The sequence below is a fragment of the Phycicoccus sp. Root101 genome, from assembly GCF_001426245.1.
GTDB lineage: Bacteria > Actinomycetota > Actinomycetes > Actinomycetales > Dermatophilaceae > Pedococcus.
Map to the genome: position 1 here is coordinate 220,377 of NZ_LMCM01000008.1, position 23,709 is coordinate 244,085.

Genomic DNA, 23,709 nt, shown 5'->3' on the forward strand with positions numbered 1-23,709 from the left:
GCGGCGGGCGGGCACGCGGCATACCGGGTCGGGCACGCGCGGCCTCCCTGCTCGACCACATGCCATCCGCGCCGGGGCACGCGCTGGGTCCCTGCTCGGGCACTCGGCCTCGCGGGCGGAGGGGCACGCTGGAAATACTTAGCACAGGTAATGAGTTATGCTAAGTACCTGAACCAAGGAGACCATCATGACCCCACCGCCTGCGCGCTCACCGCGCCGCACCGCTGAGGCCGGTCTCACCCCCGCAGCGGTCTCGCGGCTCGCCGGAGAGCTCCGACTCGCGTGCATGCGCATCTCGCGCCGCGTGAGGTTCGAGAGCACCGACGCCATCGCGCCGCACCAGTTCTCGGTCCTGAACCGCCTGGAGAAAGCTCCCTGCACGCCGGGTGAGCTGGCCGAGATCGAACGGGTGAGCGCCCCCAGCATGACCCGCACCGTCGGACGACTCGTCGAGCTCGGTCTCGTCGAGCGCACCGCCGACCCCTCCGACCGCCGACAGGTCATCCTGTCCCTCACGCCCGACGCCCTGACGCTGCTGCGCGACATCCGTCGCAAGCGCGACGCCTGGATGTCGGTGCGCGTGGGCCACCTCACGCCGGCCGAGCAGGACATCCTCGAGCAGGCCGCGGTCATCCTCACCAGGGTGGCCAACGAATGAGCCCGACCTTCTCCTCCCTGTCCGTGCGGAACTACCGCATCTACGCCACCGGCGCGTTCATCTCCAACATCGGCACGTGGATGGGCCGCGTCGCGCAGGACTGGCTGGTCCTGACCGAGCTGACGAACCACTCGTCCACCGCGCTCGGCATCGTCACGGGGCTGCAGTTCCTGCCGTTCCTCCTGCTCGCGCCGTGGGCCGGGATGATCGCCGACCGCTACCCCAAGCGCGTCATCCTCGCGATCACCCAGACGGCACTCGCACTGTCGTCCCTGGCCCTGGGCCTGCTCGTCGTCACGGGCACCGCGCAGCTGTGGATGGTCTACGCCATCGCGCTGTTCACCGGTGTCGCGACGGCCGTGGACAACCCGGCCCGCCAGACGTTCGTCTCCGAGATGGTGCCGCGGGAGCGGCTCGCCAACGCCGTGTCGCTCAACAGCGCCAGCTTCAACGCCGGCCGACTCGTGGGCCCCGGCGTCGCCGGCCTGACCATCGCCGCGTTCGGCACCGGGTGGACGCTGCTGCTCAACACGCTGACGTTCGTCGCCGTGCTCATCGCCCTGGGGTCGATGACCCGCTCCGAGCTGAAGCCCGCCCCGACGCTGTCACGCGGGAAGGGCGCCATCCGCGAGGGCGTCCGGTACGTCCGGGGTCGGCCCGACATCATGCTCGTGATGGCTCTGGTCTTCGTGCTGGGGACGTTCGGGATGAACTTCCAGATCACGACCGCGCTCATGGCGACCCGGGAGTTCGGCAAGGGCCCGCAGGAGTACGGCCTGCTCGGCTCCATCATGGCGATCGGGTCGCTGTCGGCGGCCTTGCTGTCGGCCCGACGCGCCCGCCCGCGTCTGCGGATCCTGCTCCTCGCGTTCGTCGGCTTCACCATCTCCAGCGGGCTCGCCGCGGTCGCGCCGACCTACACCTTGTTTGCCTTGGCGCTGGTCCCCGTCGGGCTGTCCGCCCTGACGGCGCTGACCACCGCCAACGCCATGGTGCAGCTCACCGTCGACTCCGCGATGCGTGGCCGCGTGATGGCGCTCTACATGGCCATCTTCATGGGTGGGACGCCGCTCGGCGCTCCGGTCATCGGCTGGATCGGTGACGTGTGGGGCCCGCGCTGGACCATCGGGATCGGCACCATCGCCGTCGGGCTCGTCACCGTGGTGGTGTCGGTCTGGCTCGCGAAGCACGAGAATGTCCAGGTGACCTACGAGACCAAGCGCCGCCCGCGGCTGCGGATCCGGACCGTTCCGGCGCCGACACCGGTCTCGGAGCCGGTTCCCGAGGCTGTGCGATGACACCGGTCTTCCGCCGGCGCGTGACCATCGCCGTCCTGGCCATCGTCGTCGCCGTGGCGGTCCTCGCCAGCCTCGTGCGCTGACGGGTTACCGCAGCGCCCGGTCGTCCATCTGACCGAGGCGCGCTTCCGTGGTCCGCGGGACGCTGGAGCCATGGCAGGCGACCTGCCCCCGCCGGGTGCGTTGACCATCCGCCCGCTCGGCCCGGGGACCTGGGAGGTGTCGGGCTGCGGCGTCACCCGCCGTTGCGCGACCCTCGAGGGCGCGCGCCGCTGGGCGTCGTTGCACCTGTCGGACTGCGGGGGCGGCCGGGTCACCCTGCTGGACGAGCAGGGGATGGTCGTCGAGGAGAGCCCCGTGGGTTCCGGGAGCCTCGCCGCCCTCAGCCGCCGCGACGGGTGAGGGCGGGCCGCTGGGTGCGGCGAGGGCTCCTCCGCCCTACTTGAGTCGGCAGAGGATGACGATCTTGAGCGGGTTAAGCACGGGGTCGTAGCCGGCGGGGCACTTGCCGTCCTTGGGGAGAAGCGTCAGCGGCGGCTTGGTCGTGCTGGGCGTCGGGGCCGGCTTCGAGGTGCTGCTGGACGAGGAGGGCTTCGGGGTCGACGAGGTCGAGCTCGGCGTCTGGCCGGTCACCCCACCCACGACACCTCCGACGACACCCCCGACGGTGCCGGCGAGGCCACCGCCGGCCGTGGTCGAGGGAGCCGGGGTCGAGCCACCCGCACCCGAACCGCCGGTCCCCGAGCCACCCGCGCCGGAGCCGCCCGATCCTGCGCCCGCGGCGGACGTGCTGCTGGGCGAGGGGACGGAACCGTTGGCGCCCGGCTTCGACGTGGACGACGCGGACGGCTTGCTGCCTGCGGCGACGCCGGCGGCGGGTCCGGGCTGGACGACCTCGTTGCCCGTGGGCAGGAAGGGCTGGCCGGTGCGCTGGGCGTCGGAGAGCGTGCCGTCGGGGACGACGGCGAAACCACCGCGATAGGCGCGGGCGATCGCGAGGACCTCGTCGGCATACGCGTCGCTCTGGTTGTAGCGCAGGACGGCGGTGCGGGCCCCGCTCTCGGTGCCGAGGTTGCCCGGACCGGAGCAGAGGTAGACCGCGGCGCCGGTCACGGCGTCCATGAGGTTCTGCGGGTCCTTGCGGCCGTCGCCGTTCGCGTCGACGCCCACCGAGCGCCAGGTGCCCGGGATGAACTGCATCGGCCCGACCGCGCGGTCGAAGCTCGTGTCGCGGTCGAAGACGCCCCCGTCGGTGTCGCGGATGACCGCGGTGTTGTTCGTGCCGTTGAGGGGGATGCCGTAGATGCCGGGGCGGACCGTGCCGCTGGCGTCGACGCCGTTGCCGCCGTACCGGCCGTGGTTGGACTCCACCTTGCCGATCCCGGCCAGGAGGGCCCAGTCGATGTTGCACTCGGCGTCGGCCGCGTCGACGAGCTGCGCCCCGCGACGGTATGCCGCGAGCGCGGCGGCGGGGATGCCGTTGGCGCTCCCCGACAGCTGCAGGCCCGCGGCGTCGGCGACCTGGGTCGCGGTGGCCTCCGGCGGGGCCGGGAGCTCGGGCAGGGATGGGAGGGAGGGGGACTCGGGCCGCTGGACGGCGTCCTTCGGCACGGTGACCAGGGGGCTCGAGTCGGCGACCACGTCGGTGCTGGGGTTGCCGTCCGTGGCCACGAGGACCAGCCCGCTGCCGATCAGGGCCACCGCGGGCAGGGCGGCAGCGATGGTGCGCCAGTTCACGCGGGTCACGCGGGTCATCGTCGACTCCTCGGTCCAGTTCTCCCCACCCCCGGGGCTTGTACCGGGAACAACGAGGATTCGGAGCCGAGGTTACGCGCGGGTTGCCGCGGACGCGCGCCGATCAGCCGACAATGTGCTCAATACAGGCAATCAGGGCAGAGACGTCCTCGGGCTCGGTGGCCGGGAAGGTCGCCACACGCAGCTGGTTTCGGCCGAGCTTGCGGTACGGCTCCACGTCGACGACGCCGTGCGCGCGCAGGGTCTTGGCGATCGCCGCGGCGTCCACCGCGTCGTCGAAGTCGATCGTGGAGACGACCTGCGAGCGGGCGGCCGGGTCGGAGACGTACGGGGTGGTGTAGCTCGTGCGCTCGGCCCAGTCGTAGAGGCGGCCGCTGGAGTCCGCGGTGCGCTCGACGGCCCAGTCGAGGCCACCGTGGCCGTTGATCCAGTCGATCTGCGACCGCAGCAGGGCGAGCGTGGACAGCGCAGGGGTGTTGTAGGTCTGGTTGAGCCGGCTGTTGGACACGGCTGTCGGCAGGCTGAAGAAGTCGGGGACCCACCGGCCGCTCGCGGCGATCTCGTCCACCCGGGCCAGGGCCGCGGGGGAGAACGCCGCCAGCCACAGGCCACCGTCGGCGGCGAAGCACTTCTGCGGGCCGAAGTAGTAGACGTCGGTCTCGGAGACGTCGACCGGCAGTCCACCGGCACCCGACGTCGCGTCGACGAGCACCAGGGCGCCCTCGTCGGCACCCTCGACGCGCTTCACGGGGGCCATGACACCGGTGGACGTCTCGTTGTGGGGCCAGGCGTAGACGTCGACGCCCGCCTCCGCACGTGCGGTGGCCAGGCTGCCCGGGTCGGCCTTGATGATCGTGGAGTCGCCGAGGAACGGTGCGTTCTGGGTGACCGAGGCGAACTTGGACGAGAACTCGCCGAACGCCAGGTGCTGCGCGCGCTCGCGGACCAGCCCGAAGGCCGCGATGTCCCAGAACGCGGTCGAGCCGCCGTTGCCCAGGATGATCTCGTACCCCTCCGGCAGGCTGAACAGGTCGGACAGGCCCTCGCGGACCGCCCCGACGAGGTTCCGGACCGGTGCCTGGCGGTGCGACGTGCCGAGCAGGGTGGACCCCAGGCTCGCGAGGTAGTCGACCTGCTCGGAGCGCACCTTCGAGGGACCGGAACCGAACCGGCCGTCCTTCGGCAGGAGGTCGGCGGGGATCGTCTGGGCGGCGTTGTCAGTCACGCGCCCAGTGTCGCACCCCGTCCCGAGGCGTGGGACGTCAGGTCCACCGTCCGGACTCCGCCCCGCGCCATACCGTCCTCTCCGCCCACTCCGCGGCGTTGTGGTGCAGCAACCTCTGCTAGCAGAGGTTGCTGCACCACGGACGGGGAGCAACCTGTGTCGGGTGCTGCAACCTGTGCTGAGTGCGCTCTGATCGATCAGACACGGACGCGCCGCCGAGCGCGCAGGATGGCCGCGTCGACGCGTGAGCGAACCAGGCGGAGGTCATCAGCCTCCGCCCACACGAATCGGGTGACCTCGCGACCGGCATCGCGCAGGCGGTCCTCGCGCCACTTCTCCGTCGCCAGGGCAGCTCTCAGCTGATCGGCCGTGGGGTTCACCAGGTCGCCCGAGTACTTGGCCATCCCGTCGAACTCGATGACCACCGGCTCGTCATCGAGCTCGAAGTCGGCCCGCCACCGTCGCCCTTCCGCCTGCACCCAGACCTGCGGGGTGAAGCGGTAGCCCAGGACGCGCAGGGTGTGCGCCAGGCGGGTCTCTCCCACGGACTCGTGGCGACCATCGGCGTGCTTCAGGAGCTGGCGGACGGCTGTGATGCCGGGGTGTCGGCCATGGGCGCGGACGGCTGCGGCGAGCTCTTCGGCCGTCACGAGACCGCGACGGAGGGCGGCGTCGGCAGCGACGAGCGTCTCGAACGGGAACGGACAATGACCTGGCCGCGACGGAACGAGGCCGACCTGCACCACGGCTTGAGCCACGGGAACGGTGAGGTAGCCACGCGGACACAGGACGGGGTCGCCACCGAAGGCGGGATGGAGAAGGGCCGATGGCCGATGCCGGGAGTGGTCATCGCGCACGCGGCACAGGTGAGCCGTGCTGAGGTCGGACTTCCAGAGGGGTACGTCGTGCAGCACCAGCGCGGACTGGTGGCTCGCAACCGCCCGTCCGTCGAACGAGCGGATCAGGGCGAGCGTGAGGAGGCTGTGTCGCCGGCGCTCGGTGTCGAAGTGGTCGACCCCCTCCCACGGGGGACGGTCAGCGTTCGGCGGATGCACGGCATACCAGCCGCGGATGAGGCGCGTGACGGAGCCGAGTCGTCTCAGTCGGCGCAGGTCCGATGGACCGATGCCGATCTGTGCCGCCTCGGCAGCCGAGACGATGCCGTCCTTGGCCAGGTCGTGGAGTTCCATCGCGAAAGGGTGTCGCAGATGACCCGTTCCTCGCGGAGGGCCTGTGGACAACGCGGTACCTCGGCCAGTCCGGGCCCCACCCAGCACAGGTTGCTGCCCAAGGGGCAGGGAGCACCCTGTGCTGACTGCAGCAACCTCTGCTAGCAGAGGTTGCTGCAGTCAGCGGCAGTCAAGGGCAGAGTGCCCCTGGCGGGTATGGCGCGGGGGTCAGGCGCGGTGGCCGGTGACGGCGTCGAGGCCGCGGGGGCCCTCGCCGACGTACCGGGAGGACGGGCGGATCAGGCGACCGGTCTTCTTCTGCTCGAGGACGTGGGCGGACCAGCCGGCGGTGCGCGCCGAGACGAACAGCGGCGTCATCATGTGGCCGGGGACGTCGGCGAAGTCGAGCAGCACGGCTGCCCAGTAGTCGACGTTGGTCTCCAGGACGCGGTCGGGCTGGCGCTCGCGCAGCTCGGTGAGCGCAGCCTGCTCGAGCTCGAGGGCCACCTGGTAGCGCGGAGCCCCGAGCCGCTTGCAGGTGTCGCGCAGGACGGCGGCGCGCGGGTCGTAGGCCCGGTAGACCCGGTGCCCGAAGCCCATCAGGCGCTCGCCGCGGTCGAGGACGTCCTTGACGTAGGCCCGGGCATCGCCGGTCCGCTCGACGCCCTCGATCATGTGCTGGGCGCGGGACGGCGCACCACCGTGCAGCGGCCCGGACAGTGCTCCGATGGCGCCCGAGAGGCAGGCGGCGACGTCGGCGCCGGTGGAGGCGATGACGCGGGCGGTGAAGGTCGAGGCGTTCATGCCGTGCTCGGCCGCCGACGTGAAGTAGGCGTCGATCGCCTCGACGTGCGCCGGGTCGGGCTCGCCGCGCCAGCGGATCATGAACCGCTCCACGATCGTCCTGCCCTCGTCGACCCGCGCCTGCGGCACCATCGGGGTGTTCTGCCCGTGGGCGGACTGCGCGATGAACGACAGGATCATCACCGAGGCGCGGGCCAGGTCGTCGCGGGCCTGCTCGGGGGAGATGTCCAGCAGGGGCTTGAACCCCCACAGCGGTGCGAGCTGGGCGATCGCCGACTGCGCGTCGACACGGATGTCGCCCGTGTGCACCGGGAGCGGGAACGGCTCGGCCGGCGGCAGCCCGCGCTCGAACGAGTTGTCGACGAGCAGGCCCCAGACCTGTCCGAAGCTGACCTTGCCGACCAGGTCCTTGAGGTCGACCCCGCGGTAACGGAGCGAGCCGCCCTCCTTGTCGGGTTCGGCGATCTCGGACTCGAAGGCGATGACACCCTCGAGCCCGGGCTTGAAGTCACTGTCGGACATCGGGTCCCCGATCTTGTTCGTCAACACTGGCGATGGTCAGGCTCGGGACATTCTGCACCGTCGGCGCCGTCCGCCACCATGGAGCCATGCTCATCGCGGACGAGGACTACGACGGCGAGACGTTCACGGGCGACCTCGGGGGCGGTTCGGGAGCCTCGGCGGAGAACGCCCGGTTCCTCGAGTGCACGTTCGACGAGGCGGACCTGTCGTCGCTGCGGGCGTCGCGTGCGCGGTTCAGCGAGTGCGGGCTCACCGGGGTGCGTGGGGCGGGGGTGGACCTCTCGGAGACGACGTGGCAGGACTGCACCGTCCGCGGTGCCCGGCTCGGCGCCGTCCAGCTGTATGGCGCGCAGCTGCGCCGCGTCCGCTTCGAGGGCTGCAAGATCGAGTTCCTCAACCTGCGCGGGGCCAAGCTCCTCGACGTGCAGTTCGTCGACTGCCAGCTCGTCGAGCCGGATCTCGCCGAGGCCGAGCTGACCCGGGTCAGAGTGGAGGGTGGCCGGGTCATCGCCCCGGACTTCTCCCGCGCCCGGCTCAAGGACGTCGACCTGAGCTCGTCGGTGGTCAGCGCGCCACGCGGGATCACCGGGATGGCGGGCGCGACGATCTCGCGCCTGCAGCTCATCGACCTTGCCGAGGCGTTCGCCGTGGAGCTGAACCTCAAGGTCACCGACTGAGGGTCAGCCCTTCGCGCGGCGCTTGTCCCGGACCGACAGGCTCTGCTTGCCCTCGTCGCGGATCTCGAACAGCTCGATCGCCTTGAGGAGCTTGATCAACGAGCCGTAGCCGTAGTTGCGGGAGTCGAACGACGACTGGTTCGAGATGTACTGCCCGATCGTGCTGACCCTGGCCCAGCCGTCCTCGTCGGCAGCGCCCTCGGCAGCGTTGCGCAGCATCCGGACCAGGCGCGCGTCGCCCTTGAGGTCGGCGGGGCTGCGCCGCGACGAGGACGGAGCGTCCGTGGCCTTGCTGGCGGCCGCAGCCGCGGCGGTCGCCGCCTTCTTGCGTGCCGTCGTCCGCTTGGCGGTCGGGGCCGCCGCGGCAGCCGGCTCGGCAACGGGCTCGGCAACGGGCTCGGCCGCCGCGGAAACCGGCTCGACCACCTCCTCCTCGGGCTCGGAGAGCTGGTCGAGCCGCAGGAACTTCGTGCAGGCGGTCTGGAACGGCTCGGGCGTCTTCGCCTCGCCGAACCCGTACACCTGGGCCCCCTTGGCGCGCAGGTGCATCACGAGCGGGGTGAAGTCGGCGTCCGAGGACACGATCCCGAACGCGTCGGGGTGATCGTTGTAGAGCAGCGCCATCGCGTCGACGACCATCGCCATGTCGCTGGCGTTCTTGCCGCGGGAGTAGTCGAACTGCTGGATCGGCTGGATCGCGTTGGCGTGCAGCACCTCGGTCCACGGCCGCAGACCGGGCTTGGTCCAGTTGCCGTACGCCCGGCGGATGCTCGTCTCCCCGAGCTTGGACAGCTCGCTGAGGATGAGGTCGAGCTTCTTGGCGGAGGAGTTGTCCGCATCGATGAGCAGGGCGATGCGTGCGCGGGGGTCCATGCCGCGACGCTACGCCCGGAACCGCGGCACGGGGCGCGGGCCACGCGGCATACAGTCCTCTGGTGCCGTTGCTCCTCGACCTCGCCCCGCTCCGGGAGAACGCGCCGTACCGCCGCCTGTATGCCGGGTTCACCCTCTCGAACGTCGGCTCCCAGCTCGCGGTGGTCGCCATCGGCCTGCAGGTCTACTCGCTCACGCACAGCACCGCGGCGGTCGGCATCGTGGGCCTCTGCGCGTTGGTGCCGTTGGTGTTCATGGGCCTGTACGGCGGCACGCTGGTCGACCACTACGACCGCCGGGTCGTGGGGCTGGTCGCGCAGGGGGTGGCCCTCGTGACGAGCCTGCTCTGCGCCCTGCAGGCCTGGCTCGGCAACACGCAGGTGTGGGTCCTCTACCTGCTGGTCGCGGTGTGGAACGGCGCGTTCGCCGTCTCCTCACCCGCTCGCAGCTCGATCTACCCACGCATCCTGCGGCGCGACCAGCTCCCCGCGGCCAACGCGTTGTCCGTCTTCGCGATGAACGCCTCGATGACCGTCGGCCCGCTGCTCGCTGGTGTCCTCGTCGATGCAGGCGGGTTCAAGGCGGCCTACACGACCGATGCCGTCATCACGACCGCGGCCCTGTGGGGTCTTGCCAAGCTCCCGCCGCTCCCGCCCGAGCCGACGGAGGAGGGTGCGACACCGAGCAAGCCCGGACTGCGTTCTGTCCTCGACGGATTCGCGTTCCTCGCCACCCGCCCGAACGTCCGCATGACGTTCGTCGCCGACATCGCCGCGATGCTGCTGGCCCAGCCCCGGGTGCTGTTCCCCGCCGCCGGCGCGGTGATCTTCGGCGGCGGCGCCAGGACCGTCGGCGCCCTCAGCGCGGCGGCGGCGGTCGGCGGGATCGTCGCGATGTTCTTCTCGGGACGGCTCGGCCACGTGCGACGGCAGGGGCTGGCGATCATGGTGTCGATCGTCGGCTGGGGGTTCGCGATCGCCGGCCTCGGTGCGGCCATGCTGGCCGCCGGGGGAGTGCTCAGCCGCGGCCACGCCTTGTGGTTCGGCCTGCTGGCGATGGCGGTCGCCGGGGCGGCGGACTCGGTGAGCTCGGTGTTCCGCACGACGATCCTCCAGGCCGCGACGCCGGACCACCTGCGCGGGCGGCTGCAGGGCGTGTTCATCGTGGTGGTGGCCGGTGGACCGCGCCTCGGCGAGATGGCGGGAGGCTTCCTGTCGACCGGCGTCGGTGAGGCGTGGACGGCCGTGATCGGCGGTATGGCGTGCGTGCTCGCCATCGTCGTCCTGGCCCGCGTGCAGTCGGGCTTCCTGCGCTACGACGCCCGCCACCCCACGCCGTAGCCGGCCAGCGGGCGAGGACCGCCGGTTCGCTGCCCTCAGGCACCCGGTGCCGGGGCCTCCGAACGCCGGTCCCCGGGCCTCCGGTTCCCGGGCTTTCGCTTCGCGGGCCGTCAGGCGACGACGTCGCGCTGGGCGAGGGACCGTCGTCGGACGTCGTCAGGGTCCTGCATGGCCCAGCGGACCGTCGCGGTCGCGAAGCCGCCGATCGGCCGGCCCACGAAGCGCTCGGTGACCGGCAGCCACGGCAGCCGCAGCGGCATGCGGGCCCAGCGGGGGAGCATGGCGACCGCACCGGCGGCGAGCGCGCTGTACCCCGCGCGGGCCGCAAGCGGCAGCGGCGGGTGCACGAGCAGGAACCGGGCCGCCTCGCGTGCCGCCTCGGTGGACTCCAGCTCGGGGCGGTAGTCCTCGATGGTCTGGCGCAGGGCCGCGACGGTGCGCGGCGGGTCGATGACGCCCAGGGCCTCGGCGACCACGCAGCTCTGCTCGACGTAGCGGTCGGCCTCGGCGTCGGTGAGAGGCGTCACGGCGTAGCGCTGGTAGGCCGTGAGGAAGCTGTCGGCCTCGGTGACGTGCACCCACTTCAGCAGGTGCGGGTCGCTGGCGGAGTAGGGGCGGCCGTCGGGCGCCTTGCCGCGGACCCGCTCGTGGATGCCGCGGATGCGCGCGATCAGCGCCTCCGCGTCCTCGATGGTGCCGAACGTCGTCGTCGCGAGGAACTCGCTCGTGCGCTGGAGGCGTCCCCACGGGTCACCCTTGTAGCCCGAGTGACCGGCGACGCCGGCCATCGCCAGGGGGTGCAGGGACTGCAGGAGCAGCGCCCGGATCCCGGCGGGGAACATCGACGCGTCGGCGTGCACGCGCCAGATCGGGTCCTGCGGGGTGAACCACCGCGGACCCTCCGCACCCCAGATGCGCTCGGCCTTCACCTGGGCGTCGTTGCCGGCGACCTTGGAGCGCAGGGCGTGCGCGAGCTGGCGACGGGCGCCCGCACTGAGCGCGCCGGCACCGTTCGAGATCGGGTCGAGCAGGGCCACCTCAGTGACCGCTGCGACGGCGGGGGAGCTGCTTGAGGCGCTCGGCGGGGGTGGGCAGGTCGGCGGGACGGACCCGCGTCGACAGGTCGCTGTTGGCGATCAGCTCCCCGATGGGCGTCGTGGTGGTCGGGTGCGCGGCGATGGGGTCCTCGCCGGAGAAGACGACCCAGACCGCCTCGCCGTGGTCGGCCCGCGGGTCGAACGTCTTGAGGACGGACCCGTCGCGGACGGTCCCGGCGTGCTCGATGGCCCGGCGCCTGGCCTTCTGCCGGTCGAGGGCCTTCTGCGCTGCAGCCATGGCCGGCTCCTTGGCCTGCTGGGCGAGCACGATCGCGTGCGGGCCGTACTTCACGCCCCACCGGATGATGCTGCCGACGGCCTTGCCCTTGCCTGGCATCGTGCCTCCCTGTCGCTGGCTCGTTCTCCCCACCCTAATCTCGGACCATGACAGTTGCGCGGCGCGTGGACTACACCGGCGAAGGGCTCTCCGAGGACGAGGTGGCTGACACGCCCTGGCAGCAGGCCCGGCTGTGGGTCGACGAGGCGATCGCCCGGTCCGAGGCGCAGGACGACGTGCCGGAACCGACGGCCATCTCCATCGCGACGGTCGACGCCGACGGGCAGCCGAACGTCCGGACCGTGCTCATGCGCTTCTTCGACGACCGCGGACCCGGGTTCGTCACCGCGACCGTGTCGGCGAAGGGTCGGGAGATCGCCGCGACCGGCGGCATCGCCGCGGCGCTCACGTGGCCGTCGATGTTCCGCGCCATCCGCTTCCGTGGCCGGGCCGTCGAGCTCGACCGCGAGGAGATCGAGGGCTACTTCTTCACCCGCCCCTGGGCCTCGCGCATCTCGGCGTGGGCGTCGCAGCAGTCCCAGCCCGTCGGCAGCCGGACGGACCTCGAGGCCGCCTACGACCGGTATGCCGCACAGTTCCCCGACCACGGCAACGCCCACGACGTGCCCGTCCCCGACTTCTGGGGCGGGTGGCGGGTGCACTGCGACGAGGTGGAGTTCTGGGGCGGGCGACGCAACCGGCTGCACGACCGGCTGGTGTTCACCCGTACCGGCGAGGGCACCCTCGACGACCCAGCGAGCTGGAGCCTGTCCCGCCGTCAGCCCTAGGGCTGCAACGACGCCCGCTTCTCGCGCGCGTTCTCGTCCTGGCCGTCGACGTCCCGCTCCACCTCGTCCTCGCCGTTGCCGGAGTTCGCTCCCTCGCTGGGCTCACGCTCCTTGCGGCGCAGGAGGAACGACGCCAGCGCCAGCACGATGACGGTCCCGGTCAGCAGCCCCATGAGCCGCAGCGTGTCGGCGAACTCGGGCTTGCCCAGCAGGTCGGGTGCCTTCACCGACAGCACGACGATCTCCTTGATCGAGGCGATGATGCCGACGAGCAGGAACGGCTCGGCCACGAGCTCGCGGCGGGCCAGCGTCGTGCGGACGGCGAACAGCAGCTCGACGACGATGAAGACGAGCAGCAGGAGGTCGAGGATCTCGGCCGACGTCTCGATGACACCGCCGCTGCCGAGGTCACCGAACGCCAGGGCGGTCTTGCCGATCACCACTCCCGCGAGGCCGAAGAGGATGACGGCCACCGCCAGGTAGACGACGTTCTCGACCTGCTCGATCAGCCGCTCGATCCACTCGCCCATGACGGACATGGTGGCCGACGGCGCGCTGGTCGGCACCCTGAGCGCGCGTCGGGTCCCCGCCAGCCGTGTCCGCATGGCGGGATGGGCGTTGATGAATCGTGAGACGTCGGCACACTTGTGAAACGAATCACACACGCGCACGCCAAGGGTGTCGTCCGCGCGGTCCTCCTTCTTCGACCGCCGATTTCCAGGAGCCCCATGGCCACCGCCATCCACCCCGTCGTCGCCGAGGTCACCGCCCGGGTGACCGAACGAAGCCGCGCCAGCCGCACGGCATACCTGCAGCGCCTGTCCCGCGCTGCCTCCGAGCTGAGCCTGCGCCCGGCCCGCACCGACCTCGGGTGCTCCAACCTCGCCCACGCCGTCGCGGCGTGCGGGGGGAGCGACCGCACCACCATGGCTGCCGACACCGGGGTCAGCCTCGGGATCGTCACGTCCTACAACGACATGCTCTCTGCGCACGCGCCCTTCGAGCACTACCCGCAGGCCATGAAGCAGACCGCCCGCGAGGTCGGTGCCGTCGCGCGCGTCGCCGGTGGGGTCCCCGCGATGTGTGACGGCATCACCCAGGGCCGGGCCGGCATGGAGCTCAGCCTGTTCAGCCGCGACGTGATCGCGATGTCGACGGCGATCGCGCTCTCCCACGACGTCTTCGACGGCGTCCTCATGCTCGGGGTCTGCGACAAGATCGTCCCCGGCCTCGTCGCCGGTGCGCTGTCGTTCGGCCACCTGCCGACCGCGCTCGTGCCCGCCGGGCCCATGGCGAGCGGGCGCTCCAACGCCGACAAGGCCGAGACGCGCAAGGCGTATGCCGCCGGCGAGGCGGGGCGCGAGGAGCTCCTCGCCAGCGAGGTCGCGTCCTACCACTCGCCCGGCACGTGCACCTTCTACGGCACCGCCAACTCCAACCAGATGCTCATGGACGTCATGGGCCTGCACCTGCCCGGTGCAGCCTTCATCCACCCCGACGACCCGGTGCGTGACGCCCTCACCGCGGCGACCACGCGTCGCGTCGCGGAGATCGCGGGCTCCGAGCAGCCGTACGGCATCGGCCAGGTCGTCGACGAGAAGTCCGTCGTCAACGGTGTCGTCGCCCTGCTCGCCACGGGCGGCTCGACGAACCACACGATGCACCTGATCTCGATGGCCGCCGCTGCCGGGGTCGACCTGACGTGGGAGGACTTCGACGACCTGTCTGCGGCCGTCCCCTCCGTCGCGCGGATCTACCCCAACGGCCCCGCGGACGTGAACCACTTCCACGCCGCCGGAGGCACGCCCTACCTCGTCCGCACCCTGCTCGACTCGGGGCTGCTGCACGAGGACGTCCTCACGCTCGCCGGGCCCGGCCTGCGCCACTACACGCGCAAGCCGCAGCTCGTCGACGGCGTCCTGGAGTTCGTCGACGCCCCGGCGGAGTCGCTCGACCCCGCGGTCCTGCGCCCGGCGACCGACCCGTTCGCCGCCGATGGCGGGCTGCGTGTCCTGCGCGGCAGCCTGGGCCACGCCGTCATCAAGGTCTCGGCCGTCGCCGACGAGCACAAGGTCGTCGAGGCCCCGGCCCGGGTGTTCACCGACCAGGTCGGGTTCCTCCAGGCGTTCTCGCGCCGTGAGCTGGACCGTGACGTCATCGTCGTCATCCGCGAGCAGGGTCCCAGCGCCAACGGCATGCCCGAGCTGCACGCGCTGACCCCGTCCCTCGGTGTCCTCCAGAAGCGTGGCCACGCCGTCGCGCTCGTCACCGACGGTCGGATGAGCGGAGCGTCCGGCGCGATCCCGGCCGCGATCCATGTGACGCCGGAATCTGTCCACGCCGGCCCCATCTCGAGGATCCAGGACGGTGACGTGATCCGTGTCGACGCCCGCACCGGTCGACTCGACGTCCTCGTCGACGAGGACGAGTTCGCCGCGCGGCTGCCCGCCCAGCGGGTGAGCGAGGAGGGGGTCGGTACGGGTCGTGAGCTGTTCGCGCCGATGCGTGCGGCAGTGGGCCGCGCCGACGAGGGCGCCCACGTCTTCGCCAGCCGGGGGCGCGCCTTCGACCACTCCGTCATCCCCTCCGAGGAGATCTCATGACCGTCCCCACGACCGTTCCCGCCAAGCCCGTCATCTCCCGCGAGGCGGACATCCTCGACCTCGCGCCGGTGATCCCCGTGGTCGTCGTCGACTCCGTCGAGCAGGCGGTCCCCCTCGCGCGGGCGCTGCTCCGCGGCGGCATACCGGTCATCGAGCTGACCCTGCGCAGTGCGGCCGGACTCGGCGCCATCGAGGCCGTGGCCTCGGAGGTCGAGGGCATGGTCGTCGGCGCGGGCACCGTGGTCACGCCCGAGCAGGTGCGCCAGGTGCAGGACGCCGGCGCACAGTTCATCGTCACGCCGGGTTCGCCCCCACGGCTGCTGGAGGCGGCTCTTGCTTCAGGCCTGCCCCTGCTCGCGGGTGCGGGGACGCTGACCGAGATGCTGACGCTGGCCGAGGCCGGGCTCGAGGCGATGAAGTTCTTCCCCGCCGAGGCCAGCGGTGGACGCCCGTACCTCTCCGCCGTGGCCGGGCCGTGCCCGCAGCTGCGCTTCTGCCCGACCGGCGGCATCACGCGGGAGACCGCGGCGGACTGGCTCGCGCTCCCGAACGTCGGCTGCGTGGGTGGCTCGTGGCTCACCCCGAAGGACGCCGTCGCGCGCGGCGACTGGGACGTGGTCGAGCGGCTGGCGGCCGAGGCTGCCACACTGCGTCCCTAGGGGATCGCGCCTGTCGCCAGGCGATTCGGCATCGTGTGGTGCCCCGCGAACAGGTGGGCGGTGGCCTCGTCGGGGGACTTGAGGCCGCCGTCCACCGCTGTGCCAGAGACCTTCCGGGGGTCTGGGCGTCCGCACGTCCGGGCATGGAACAGCCCGCGGGCCTCGCCTCGCCGAATTCGAGCGGCTCGACATGTGCAGGGGACGACCTGCACGGCCCGCGGGCTGCGGTGAACTGCTTGGGATTGCGCAGGATGCCCCGTCGAAGCAGTCGACGTTGCGCACCTAGCGCGCAGTCACCTCACGCGTCCAATATGAAATCAATTCCTGGACCACCTCCCTTCCGTGTACCTCGACGCTAGGTCCACCCAGCGCGTCCCGCAACGGGTTAAGGAAGGGTGTCCGGATCGTGGCCGCCGCCGGGTCGCGACGACGGCCACGATGCAGGGGTCCGCGGTCCCGGCCTCAGACGGAGGTGACGACCTCGTCGTAGCCGAGCCGCGGGAGGCGGTCGAACCAGGCGTCGGGGCCGGGGCGGCCGATGTTGACGACCATGAGGGCGCGGTGCTTCCCGTCGGGGAAGAACTCGCGGGAGACGGCGGCGGCGTCGAAGCCGGTCATCGGGCCGGCGGCCAGGCCGGCCGCGCGGACACCGAGGATGAAGTAGGCCGCCTGCAGCGTGGCGTTGAGGTCCGCGGTGGTGCGACGGTTCTCGTCGTCGGCCGCCAGCATGTCGCGGGCACCCGGGAAGATCGGGAACACCGTGGGGAGCTCGTCGTGGAAGTCGTCGTCGGCCGCCAGGATCGCCACGAGGGGGGCGGTGGACGTCTTCGGCTTGTTGTTGCCGCCCATGTGCTCGACGAGCCGGCCGCGTGCCTCGGGGGAGCGGACCAGGACGATGCGCAGGGGCTGGTTGTTCATGGCGGTGGGGCCCCACTTGACCAGCTCGAAGATCGCGCGCACCTGCTCGTCGGTGACGGGCTCGTCGCTGAAGGAGTTGGCGGTCCGGGCCGCGCGGAACAGGAGGTCGGCGGCCTCGGGCGCGAGCTCGAGGTGGTCGGCGAACTGGGCCTCGAGCTCGGTCAGGTCATCATGCGTCTGGGTCATAAAAAGTTGAACAGTCAACTTCATGGTTGCATTCCCCAACCACGACGCCGCAGGTCAGAGCCGCCGGAGCTCCCCGTCAGGCGCGGGCGGTGACGCTGTCGACGCCGAGGTGCTGGCGCCTCGGGCGGATCTCGGGGCCTTCCCAGGGGCACCCGCACGATCCGCGGAGGACGACCTGCGTGGGCAGGATCTGCGGGGCGACGTCGCGGGTGCGGCCCTGGATGCGCTCGTGCAGGCGGATCGCCGCCCAGCGACCGAGCCCGTGCGTCGGCTGCTTCACCGTGGTCAGGCCGGGGTCGACGTACCGCGACGCCATGATGTCGTCGAACCCGACGATCGCCAGGTCCCGCGGCACGACCACCCCGCGCCGTGCGAGCAGCGTCATCGTGGCCAGGGCCAGCTCGTCGTTGGCGCAGACCAGGGCGTCGGCCCTGCCGGGGGCGGCCATCAGCGTCTCGACGATCTCGAGGGCCGAGGACTCCTCGAACCAGACCCGCAGCGGTGGCATCCCCTCCGTGACCCCCGCCGCAGCGAGGGCCGAGACGAACCCGTCGTAGCGCTGGCTGATGTCGTGGGAGGTCTCCGGGTCGCCGACGAAGACGAGCTTGCGGCGGCCGTGCCCGAGCAGGTGCGTGGTCAGCTCCTCGGCGCTCTCGCTGTTCTCCACGAGGACCGTGTCACAGCCCTCGATCGGGGCGTGCGCGAGGACGACGGTGGGGGTCTTCGTGGCCAGGGTGCGGATGATGGAGTCGCTCGCCGTGCCGTGGGTGAGGACGAGCCCGTCGACCCGCGCGAGGAGGGTGCGCAGGGTCGTGTCGAGGTCGGCGATGCCGGCGGCGAGGACGACGACGACCGACTGGCCGTACTGCGCGGCCGTCGACTCGTACCCCGCGAGCAGCTCGGCGAAGTACGGACCGGTCAGGCCGGGGAGGACGAGCCCGTGGGCCTCGTGCCGCTTCACGTCCAGCGTGCGCGCGGCCCGCAGCGGCACGTAGTCGAGCTCCTCGACGGCCCGCAGGACCTTCTGGCGCGTCAGCGGCGAGGACCGCGCGGAGCCCTGGAGGACCCGCGAGACGGTCGCGATGCTGACCCCGGCCCGCTCGGCGACCGTGTAGATCGTCACCGGTCGGTCGTCAGCCTCCACGCTCACCGCCGGGCCCTGTCCATGGGGAGCATCCTTGCGGGCAGGCTGGGGACCGGCAAGCACGCCACCGACCGCGTCCGCCCCTCGGGAGCGGCCGCGGCCGGGTGGGTGCGGTCAGGACGTCGTGGTCGCCTGCTCGAACGGGTTCGGTATGGCGTCGAGCAGCGTGCGCGTGTAGGCGTCCTGCGGGTTGCGGATCACCTCGAGGGCGTTGCCCTGCTCGACCACCCTGCCCTGCGACAGCACGAGGATCTCGTCGGCCAGCAGCCGTGCGCTGAGCAGGTCGTGGGTGATGTAGAGGACACCGATGTCGTGCCCGGTGACCAGCTCCTGCAGCAGCTCGAGCACCTCGGCGCGGATGGAGACGTCCAGGCTGGAGATCGGCTCGTCGGCGACGATGAGCTCGGGGTTGGCCGCCAGGGCGCGCGCGATGACGACGCGCTGGCGCTGGCCGCCCGAGAGCTCGTGCGGGTAGCGGTCGAGGAACCGGTTGCTCGGGGTGAGCGCCACGGTCTCCATGAGCTCGCCGGCGACGGCATCGGCCTCCTGCGCCGAGAGCCCGCGGTGGTTCCGCAGCGGACGGGTCAGCGTGTACCGCAGCGTCAGTGCCGGGTTGAGCGAGCTGTAGGGGTCCTGGAACACCATCTGCACGTGCTTGCGGTAGTCCCGCAGCTGGCGCGTCCTCAGCTTCTCCACCGCGATGGTGCCCTCGGAGCCGGTGAAGCGGATGGTGCCGCTGCTGGGCTTGTCGACCCCGGTGATCATGCGGGCGAGCGTCGTCTTCCCGCTGCCGCTCTGGCCCACCAGGGCCGTCACCTCGCCCTTGCGCAGGGCGAAGGAGACGTCGTCGACCGCCAGGGTCTGCTGCTTCCTCAGGCCACGTCGCCGTTCGAAGACCTTGGTCACCGAGTCCACCTCGAGGAAGACCTCGCCACGGCGGGCGCGATCGCTGTCCTCGGCCGTCTTGACGAACTCCGGCCCGGCGAACCGCGTGGTCTGCTCCGGGAGGCCGTCCGGCTTGTCCTCCGAGGGCCCGCGCTGCAGGTGCGCCACGTGGCACGCCACGCGACCTCCGGCCAGGGGGAGCAGCTGTGGTTCGTCGCTGGAGCAGCGCTCGATGGCCTCGGGGCAGCGCGCGGCGAACCGGCAGCCGCTGATCGGGCGCGTGAGGTCCGGTGGGCGGCCCGGGATGTAGGTCACCCGCACCGTGTCGGCACGCGGGTTGCTGTACGAACCCAGCAGTCCCTTGGAGTAGGGGTGCAGCGGGTCCTTGACCAGCGTCGTGGCTGCCTGCTGCTCGACGAGCTGGCCGGCGTACATGACGAAGATCCGGTCGGACAGCTCCATGACGGTGCCGATGTCGTGGCTGATGAACAGCACGGCGAACCCCTGCTCCTTCTGGAGCCGGCGCACCGCCTCGAGGATCGAGCGCTGCACGACGACGTCCAGGCCGGTCGTCGGCTCGTCGAGAAGGACGAAGCGTGGGCGGTTGCAGAGGGCCAGCGCGAGGTTGATGCGCTGCTTCATCCCTCCCGACAGCTCGTGCGGGTAGGCGCTCATGAACTTCTCGTCGATCATGACCATCGAGAAGAGCTCACGGACCCGCTCCGTCACGGCATCGCCGCGCAGCTCGCTGTGCTCCTCGATGGCGTCGCGGAACTGCGCCTCGACGCGCATGACGGGGTTGAGGGAGTTCATGCTGCTCTGGAACACCGTGGCGATGTCGCGCCAGCGGCGGTGCCGCAGGTCCTCCTGCGACATGGAGGCGATGTCCTCGCCGTCGAACTCGATGCTGCCGTTGCTGATCCGTCCCGGCCGTTCGAGCAGGCTCAGCAGGGCCATCGCCAGGGTGGACTTGCCGCTGCCCGACTCGCCGATGAGGCCGACGAACTCGCCCTCGAGGAGGTCGAAGCTGACCTTGTCCACGGCCGTGAGAGCCGGTGACATCTTCGGCTCGAACCGGACGCTCAGGTCACGGACGCGCAGCAGCGGGTGGCTGTTGCGACGGGTGTCGGCGGCAAGGGTCTGCGACGTGGGCACCGACTCGGTGGTCGCGGCGGCGGTGGTGGCGTCGGTGGTCGTCACGAGTCCTCCCGGAGGTGGGGGTTGGACAGCAGGTCGACGCCGAAGTTGATGAACGTCAGCGACGTGATGAGGAGGGCGAGGATGAGCCCGGGCGCGAGGACCCACGCCCACAGGCCCTGCCCGACCGCACCCTGGGAGTCGGCCTGGTAGAGCATCGTGCCCCACGAGATCGAGTTCGGGTCGCCCAGGCCGAGGAAGGACAGGCCGGCCTCGGCCCCGATGGCGCCGGTGGAGGCGCCGACGAACCCGGCGGCGACCAGCGAGGTCATGCTCGGCATGATCTCCCGGAAGATGATCCGTCCCGACCCCTCGCCGGCGAACTTCGCCGCGGTGACGAAGTCGCGGTTGCGAAGGGTGATGATCTGCGACCGCTTGGCGCGGGCGTGACCGGCCCACGACGTGATGCCGATGACGAACACGATGAGCGGTATGCCGCGCACCTCGCTGTAGGCGATCAGCACGATCATGAGGGGCAGCACGGGCACGACGATGGCGACGTTGGTGATGAACGAGAGGATGTCGTCGATCACCGTCCCCTCCTTGTAGCCCGACCACATGCCGATGACGAGGGCGATCGCGGTGGACACGAGGCCGCCGAAGAGTCCCACGAGCAGGGAGACGCGGCTGCCGTAGACGAGCTGGGAGAAGATGTCGGCGCCCTGGCTCGTGGTCCCGAGCAGGTGGTCGCCGCTGACGGGCAGCAGCGCGTCGAAGTCCGAGCGCGTGCCCTCGTAGGGCGCGATCAGCGGAGCGAACGTGGCGATGAGGATGAAGGCCAGCAGCAGGATGATGCCGACCCGGGCCTTCGTGTTGCTCCACAGGAGCTGCCACCACCGTTGCTGGCTGTAGCCAGCGTCGCCTTCGCCCCGCTCGTCGGTGGCGTCGCCGGGGCGTTCCTCGGAGCCGGTCTGGACGATTCCTGCGGTCATGACTGCGCCCTCCGTGCACGCGGGTCGAGCACCCCGTAGAGGAGGTCCGCGACGAGGTTCGCCAGCAGGACGCCGACGATGATGAACAGGAGCAAGGTCTGCAGCAGCGGGAAGTCGCGGTTGCCGATGGCCTCACCCATGAGGCGCCCCATGCCGGGGTAGTCGTAGATCTGCTCCACGAGGATTGAGCCGCCGAGGACGCCGCCGAGCGCGATCGCGAAGCCGGTGACGCTGGGCAGCAACGCGTTTCGCGCTGCATACCGGAGGGCAACCACGCGGTCGGGGAGGCCCTTGGCCTTCGCGAGCCGGATGTAGTCCTCGCCCAGGTTCATCACCATGGTGTTGCGCATGCCCAGGATCCAGCCGATCGGCGCGGTGATGAGCAGCGACAGGGCGGGCAGGAACGAGTGGGACACGGCCTCGGTGATGAAGGGTCCGTTGAAGCCCGGGGTGGAGGCGGAGTACCCACCGCTGGTGGGGAACCAGCCCACCGTGTAGCCGAAGACGAACAGCAGCAGCAACGCGATCCAGAACGACGGCAGCGTCCCGATGAACGTGGACCCGAGCGTGACGATGCTGTCGAAGCGAGTGTTGCGTCGCCACGCGGCATACGCACCGAGGGTGATGCCGATGACGAAGGCGAGGATCTGCGTGACCCCCACGAGCACGAGGGTCCAGGGCAGGGCCTGACCGATCACCTCGGTGACGGGGTAGGGGTAGTACGTGTAGGAGATGCCGAAGTCGCCGTGCGCCAAGGCCCCCAGGTAGCTGACGTACTGCGTGAACAGGTTGCCGTCGGGCGCGCCGAGCATGGCGCGCATGGCCTGGACGGCGGCGGGGTTGAGCTGTGCGTCCTTGCCGGCGAGCTTCTGGACCATCACCTCGGCAGGATCTCCGGGCTGGAGCCGGGGGATGATGAAGTTGAGGGTGATCGCGGCCCAGAGGGTCGCGAGGAAGAACGCGATCTTGCGGACGAAGTACCTCACGGCGGACCTCCTTGTCCGTGTGCGCCCTCGGGCCGGGAGACCGTCGAGCTCGTGGCGGGCCTCACGGCCCCGGGGGGCCAGCGGGAGCACCGGTGTCGGTGCTCCCGCTGGCGGGTTGCTGCTGGACCTGTGCGTCGCCGGGGTTACTTGGCGGGCTTGAGGTTCGTGATGATCAGCAGCCTGTCGTCGGCGGGCTGGGCGTAGGGGTTCGCCTCGTCCGGCCAGCCGACGGCCTTGTCCGTGCGGTAGAAGATGCGCGCCGGGGCGTAGATGAGCGGGATGACCGGGTACTTCGTCATCATCGTGTCGACCAGCGTGCCGACGAGCTGCTTCTGCTTCGCCTCGTCGACCGTGGCGCTGAGCTCCTTGACCGTCGCGTCGGTCGACGCGTCGCGGAAGCGCTCGACGTTGCCGAGGATCGCGGTCTTGGTCGGGATCTGGTTGGACGCGAGCTTGCCGCCGATGTTCTTGGCGTTCTCGCAGCCACCGTGCAGGTACTCGAGCAGGGCCTGGTAGTCGCCGCTCTTCTTCTGCGCGTCGACCGACTCGGGGGCGGTGGCCAGCACCTTGGAGTTGACGCCCATGGCGTTGAGGTCGCGGACGATCACCTCGGCCATCGACTGGTAGTCGATGTACCCGGCCTGGACCGTGAACGTGATGTTGATCGGCTTGCCGTCCGGCGTCGTGCGCTTGCCGTCGGCGCCCTTGGCGTAGCCGGCGGCGTCGAGCATCTGGTTGGCCTTGGCGGTATCGAACGGGATCACGGTGTTCGCGCCGCCGTTCGCCGCGTACTGCTCCGGGAGCAGGTTCGCCGCGGCCGGGAGCTTGAGCCCGGTCTGGCTGGCCGGCTTCATGATCCCGTAGGTCGCCTTGTCGGACATCTCCTGGCGGTTGAAGCCCTGCGCGATGGCCTCGCGGAACTTCACGTCGTCGAACGGTGCCTTCTCGACGTTCGGCGAGAAGACGGTCATGCCGTTCGGCGGGAAGTACAGGTGGTTCGTCTTGGGGTCGGCGTCGATGAACGCACGCTTCGGGTTGGGGATCTCACCCTGGTAGGCGTCGAGCTGGCCCGACTTCAGCTTCAGGGCGGCCTGAGCGGCCTCGAAGTTGCCCTCGAGGACGAGCTTCTGGACCTTGACCTTGTCGGCCTGCCAGTAGTCGGCGCGGCGGACGAGCTCGAGGCGACGGCCGTTGTAGCTGCCGACCTTGAACGGGCCGGTGCCGACCGGGGCCTTGTCGATGTACTTCGTGGGGTCGCCGACCTTGCCGTACACGTGCTCCGGGAGGACCTGCATCTTGATGAGCTCGTCGAACTTCGGGGCGGCGTTGCCCGTGAACTCGATCCGGACCTTGTTACCCGTGGCGGTGACGCTCTTCGCCGGTGCGCCGAACACGTCGGTCCAGATGCCGGCGCGGTCCAGGGCGGGGTACTGCTTGGCGAGGTTCAGGGTGAAGGCGACGTCCTTGGCCGTGAACGCCTGGCCGTCGCTCCACTTCACGCCATCACGGATGGTGAAGTCGAGCGTGGTCGCGCCGCCGTCCCACGTGAAGTCGGTGGCCAGCCAGGGCGTGACCTTGCACGTGATGCCGTTGCGGATCATCAGGGGCTCGTAGAGCCACGTCTTGGTGACCGCGTTGACGGCGTAGGGGTTGTAGTCCACCAGTCCACCGATGGTCGCCGGTGCGTCCGACGGGAAGTTGAGCTGGGCGATCATG

22 protein-coding genes are annotated in these 23,709 nt (G+C 70.9%); 8 read left to right on the forward strand and 14 right to left on the reverse strand.

Annotated elements, in window-relative coordinates:
• The first annotated feature begins 187 nt into the window (after positions 1-187).
• From ASC58_RS13890 to ASC58_RS13900, 3 genes are all read left to right on the forward strand, one after another.
• Positions 188-658 carry a MarR family winged helix-turn-helix transcriptional regulator gene (locus ASC58_RS13890; protein ID WP_056916451.1) on the forward strand — a complete coding sequence of 157 codons (471 nt, stop codon included), beginning with the start codon at positions 188-190 and terminating at the stop codon, positions 656-658.
• Positions 655-1,956 carry an MFS transporter gene (locus ASC58_RS13895; RefSeq protein ID WP_056916452.1) on the forward strand — a complete coding sequence of 434 codons (1,302 nt, stop codon included), beginning with the start codon at positions 655-657 and terminating at the stop codon, positions 1,954-1,956. Before ASC58_RS13890 ends, ASC58_RS13895 begins: the two co-directional genes overlap by 4 nt.
• Before the next feature lie 153 nt (positions 1,957-2,109).
• Positions 2,110-2,358, forward strand: a complete 249-nt coding sequence (locus ASC58_RS13900) for a hypothetical protein (protein WP_056916453.1) — start codon at positions 2,110-2,112, stop codon at positions 2,356-2,358.
• Between the two features lie 36 nt (positions 2,359-2,394).
• Here ASC58_RS13900 and ASC58_RS13905 read toward each other — a convergent pair whose 3' ends face one another.
• The 4 genes from ASC58_RS13905 to ASC58_RS13920 form a co-directional block, all read right to left on the reverse strand.
• Positions 2,395-3,711, reverse strand: a complete 1,317-nt coding sequence (locus tag ASC58_RS13905) for a lytic transglycosylase domain-containing protein (RefSeq protein ID WP_056919713.1) — start codon at positions 3,709-3,711, stop codon at positions 2,395-2,397.
• Between the two features lie 103 nt (positions 3,712-3,814).
• On the reverse strand, positions 3,815-4,936 hold the full coding sequence (gene serC / locus ASC58_RS13910) for a phosphoserine transaminase (protein WP_056916455.1): 1,122 nt from the start codon (positions 4,934-4,936) through the stop codon (positions 3,815-3,817).
• A 197-nt stretch (positions 4,937-5,133) separates the two neighbouring features.
• Positions 5,134-6,126: a type IV toxin-antitoxin system AbiEi family antitoxin domain-containing protein gene (locus ASC58_RS13915; protein ID WP_056919714.1), complete on the reverse strand. Its 993-nt coding sequence runs from the start codon at positions 6,124-6,126 to the stop codon at positions 5,134-5,136.
• A gap of 207 nt (positions 6,127-6,333) precedes the next feature.
• Entirely contained in the window at positions 6,334-7,431 is a 1,098-nt protein-coding gene (locus ASC58_RS13920; RefSeq protein WP_056917400.1) for a citrate synthase 2, read from the reverse strand.
• 86 nt (positions 7,432-7,517) lie between these two features.
• On the opposite strand from ASC58_RS13920, the gene ASC58_RS13925 reads away from it, so the two are divergent.
• Positions 7,518-8,108 carry a pentapeptide repeat-containing protein gene (locus ASC58_RS13925; protein ID WP_056919715.1) on the forward strand — a complete coding sequence of 197 codons (591 nt, stop codon included), beginning with the start codon at positions 7,518-7,520 and terminating at the stop codon, positions 8,106-8,108.
• A 3-nt stretch (positions 8,109-8,111) separates the two neighbouring features.
• Here the strand turns inward: ASC58_RS13925 and ASC58_RS13930 are convergent, their stop codons facing one another.
• Entirely contained in the window at positions 8,112-8,981 is an 870-nt protein-coding gene (locus tag ASC58_RS13930) for an NYN domain-containing protein (RefSeq protein ID WP_056919716.1), read from the reverse strand.
• 59 nt (positions 8,982-9,040) lie between these two features.
• Between ASC58_RS13930 and ASC58_RS13935 the strand changes: the two genes are divergently transcribed.
• The gene (locus tag ASC58_RS13935; protein ID WP_157598535.1) at positions 9,041-10,321 is read left to right on the forward strand and encodes an MFS transporter; all 1,281 of its coding nucleotides are present in this window, start codon (positions 9,041-9,043) and stop codon (positions 10,319-10,321) included.
• Positions 10,322-10,431: 110 nt separating this feature from the next.
• On the opposite strand, the gene ASC58_RS13940 is transcribed toward ASC58_RS13935, so the two are convergent.
• Together ASC58_RS13940 and ASC58_RS13945 are read right to left on the reverse strand one after the other, a co-directional pair.
• A complete protein-coding gene (locus tag ASC58_RS13940; RefSeq protein ID WP_082553342.1) occupies positions 10,432-11,352 on the reverse strand; it encodes an oxygenase MpaB family protein in 921 nt (306 codons plus the stop codon).
• Positions 11,353-11,359: 7 nt separating this feature from the next.
• The gene (locus ASC58_RS13945; protein ID WP_056916460.1) at positions 11,360-11,755 is read right to left on the reverse strand and encodes a hypothetical protein; all 396 of its coding nucleotides are present in this window, start codon (positions 11,753-11,755) and stop codon (positions 11,360-11,362) included.
• Between the two features lie 47 nt (positions 11,756-11,802).
• Here ASC58_RS13945 and pdxH point away from each other — a divergent pair, with 47 nt between their 5' ends.
• The gene (gene pdxH / locus ASC58_RS13950) at positions 11,803-12,483 is read left to right on the forward strand and encodes a pyridoxamine 5'-phosphate oxidase (RefSeq protein WP_056919719.1); all 681 of its coding nucleotides are present in this window, start codon (positions 11,803-11,805) and stop codon (positions 12,481-12,483) included.
• On the opposite strand, the gene ASC58_RS13955 is transcribed toward pdxH, so the two are convergent.
• Positions 12,480-13,013, reverse strand: a complete 534-nt coding sequence (locus ASC58_RS13955; RefSeq protein ID WP_157581474.1) for a phosphate-starvation-inducible PsiE family protein — start codon at positions 13,011-13,013, stop codon at positions 12,480-12,482. The genes pdxH and ASC58_RS13955 overlap by 4 nt on opposite strands.
• A 210-nt stretch (positions 13,014-13,223) precedes the next feature.
• On the opposite strand from ASC58_RS13955, the gene edd reads away from it, so the two are divergent.
• Positions 13,224-15,086: a phosphogluconate dehydratase gene (gene edd, locus ASC58_RS13960; RefSeq protein WP_369796240.1), complete on the forward strand. Its 1,863-nt coding sequence runs from the start codon at positions 13,224-13,226 to the stop codon at positions 15,084-15,086.
• Entirely contained in the window at positions 15,083-15,745 is a 663-nt protein-coding gene (gene eda, locus ASC58_RS13965) for a bifunctional 4-hydroxy-2-oxoglutarate aldolase/2-dehydro-3-deoxy-phosphogluconate aldolase (protein ID WP_082553301.1), read from the forward strand. The genes edd and eda overlap by 4 nt, the downstream gene beginning before the upstream one ends.
• 462 nt (positions 15,746-16,207) lie before the next feature.
• On the opposite strand, the gene ASC58_RS13970 is transcribed toward eda, so the two are convergent.
• From ASC58_RS13970 to ASC58_RS13995, 6 genes are all read right to left on the reverse strand, one after another.
• A complete protein-coding gene (locus tag ASC58_RS13970; protein WP_235529236.1) occupies positions 16,208-16,873 on the reverse strand; it encodes a malonic semialdehyde reductase in 666 nt (221 codons plus the stop codon).
• Positions 16,874-16,925: 52 nt separating this feature from the next.
• Positions 16,926-17,999 (reverse strand): LacI family DNA-binding transcriptional regulator, encoded by a 1,074-nt coding sequence (locus tag ASC58_RS13975; RefSeq protein WP_082553302.1) that lies wholly within the window; start codon positions 17,997-17,999, stop codon positions 16,926-16,928.
• 108 nt (positions 18,000-18,107) lie between these two features.
• Positions 18,108-20,078 carry an ABC transporter ATP-binding protein gene (locus ASC58_RS13980; protein ID WP_235529237.1) on the reverse strand — a complete coding sequence of 657 codons (1,971 nt, stop codon included), beginning with the start codon at positions 20,076-20,078 and terminating at the stop codon, positions 18,108-18,110.
• On the reverse strand, positions 20,075-21,007 hold the full coding sequence (locus ASC58_RS13985) for an ABC transporter permease (protein WP_056919721.1): 933 nt from the start codon (positions 21,005-21,007) through the stop codon (positions 20,075-20,077). Before ASC58_RS13985 ends, ASC58_RS13980 begins: the two co-directional genes overlap by 4 nt.
• Complete coding sequence (locus ASC58_RS13990) at positions 21,004-21,993, reverse strand: ABC transporter permease (RefSeq protein WP_056916466.1); 990 nt, start codon at positions 21,991-21,993, stop codon at positions 21,004-21,006. Before ASC58_RS13990 ends, ASC58_RS13985 begins: the two co-directional genes overlap by 4 nt.
• Positions 21,994-22,136: 143 nt before the next feature.
• Positions 22,137-23,708 carry an ABC transporter substrate-binding protein gene (locus tag ASC58_RS13995; protein ID WP_056919722.1) on the reverse strand — a complete coding sequence of 524 codons (1,572 nt, stop codon included), beginning with the start codon at positions 23,706-23,708 and terminating at the stop codon, positions 22,137-22,139.
• Between the last annotated feature and the right edge of the window lies 1 nt (position 23,709).

Bases quoted from the DNA above. Each gene is read 5' to 3' on its own strand.
- ASC58_RS13890 (WP_056916451.1), top strand. From the start codon at position 188: ATGACCCCACCGCCTGCGCGCTCACCGCGCCGCACCGCTGAGGCCGGT.
- ASC58_RS13895 (WP_056916452.1), top strand. From the start codon at position 655: ATGAGCCCGACCTTCTCCTCCCTGTCCGTGCGGAACTACCGCATCTAC.
- ASC58_RS13900 (WP_056916453.1), top strand. From the start codon at position 2,110: ATGGCAGGCGACCTGCCCCCGCCGGGTGCGTTGACCATCCGCCCGCTC.
- ASC58_RS13905 (WP_056919713.1), bottom strand. From the start codon at position 3,711: ATGACCCGCGTGACCCGCGTGAACTGGCGCACCATCGCTGCCGCCCTG.
- ASC58_RS13915 (WP_056919714.1), bottom strand. From the start codon at position 6,126: ATGGAACTCCACGACCTGGCCAAGGACGGCATCGTCTCGGCTGCCGAG.
- ASC58_RS13920 (WP_056917400.1), bottom strand. From the start codon at position 7,431: ATGTCCGACAGTGACTTCAAGCCCGGGCTCGAGGGTGTCATCGCCTTC.
- ASC58_RS13925 (WP_056919715.1), top strand. From the start codon at position 7,518: ATGCTCATCGCGGACGAGGACTACGACGGCGAGACGTTCACGGGCGAC.
- ASC58_RS13930 (WP_056919716.1), bottom strand. From the start codon at position 8,981: ATGGACCCCCGCGCACGCATCGCCCTGCTCATCGATGCGGACAACTCC.
- ASC58_RS13945 (WP_056916460.1), bottom strand. From the start codon at position 11,755: ATGCCAGGCAAGGGCAAGGCCGTCGGCAGCATCATCCGGTGGGGCGTG.
- pdxH (WP_056919719.1), top strand. From the start codon at position 11,803: ATGACAGTTGCGCGGCGCGTGGACTACACCGGCGAAGGGCTCTCCGAG.
- ASC58_RS13955 (WP_157581474.1), bottom strand. From the start codon at position 13,013: ATGGGCGAGTGGATCGAGCGGCTGATCGAGCAGGTCGAGAACGTCGTC.
- eda (WP_082553301.1), top strand. From the start codon at position 15,083: ATGACCGTCCCCACGACCGTTCCCGCCAAGCCCGTCATCTCCCGCGAG.
- ASC58_RS13970 (WP_235529236.1), bottom strand. From the start codon at position 16,873: ATGAAGTTGACTGTTCAACTTTTTATGACCCAGACGCATGATGACCTG.
- ASC58_RS13985 (WP_056919721.1), bottom strand. From the start codon at position 21,007: ATGACCGCAGGAATCGTCCAGACCGGCTCCGAGGAACGCCCCGGCGAC.
- ASC58_RS13995 (WP_056919722.1), bottom strand. From the start codon at position 23,708: ATGATCGCCCAGCTCAACTTCCCGTCGGACGCACCGGCGACCATCGGT.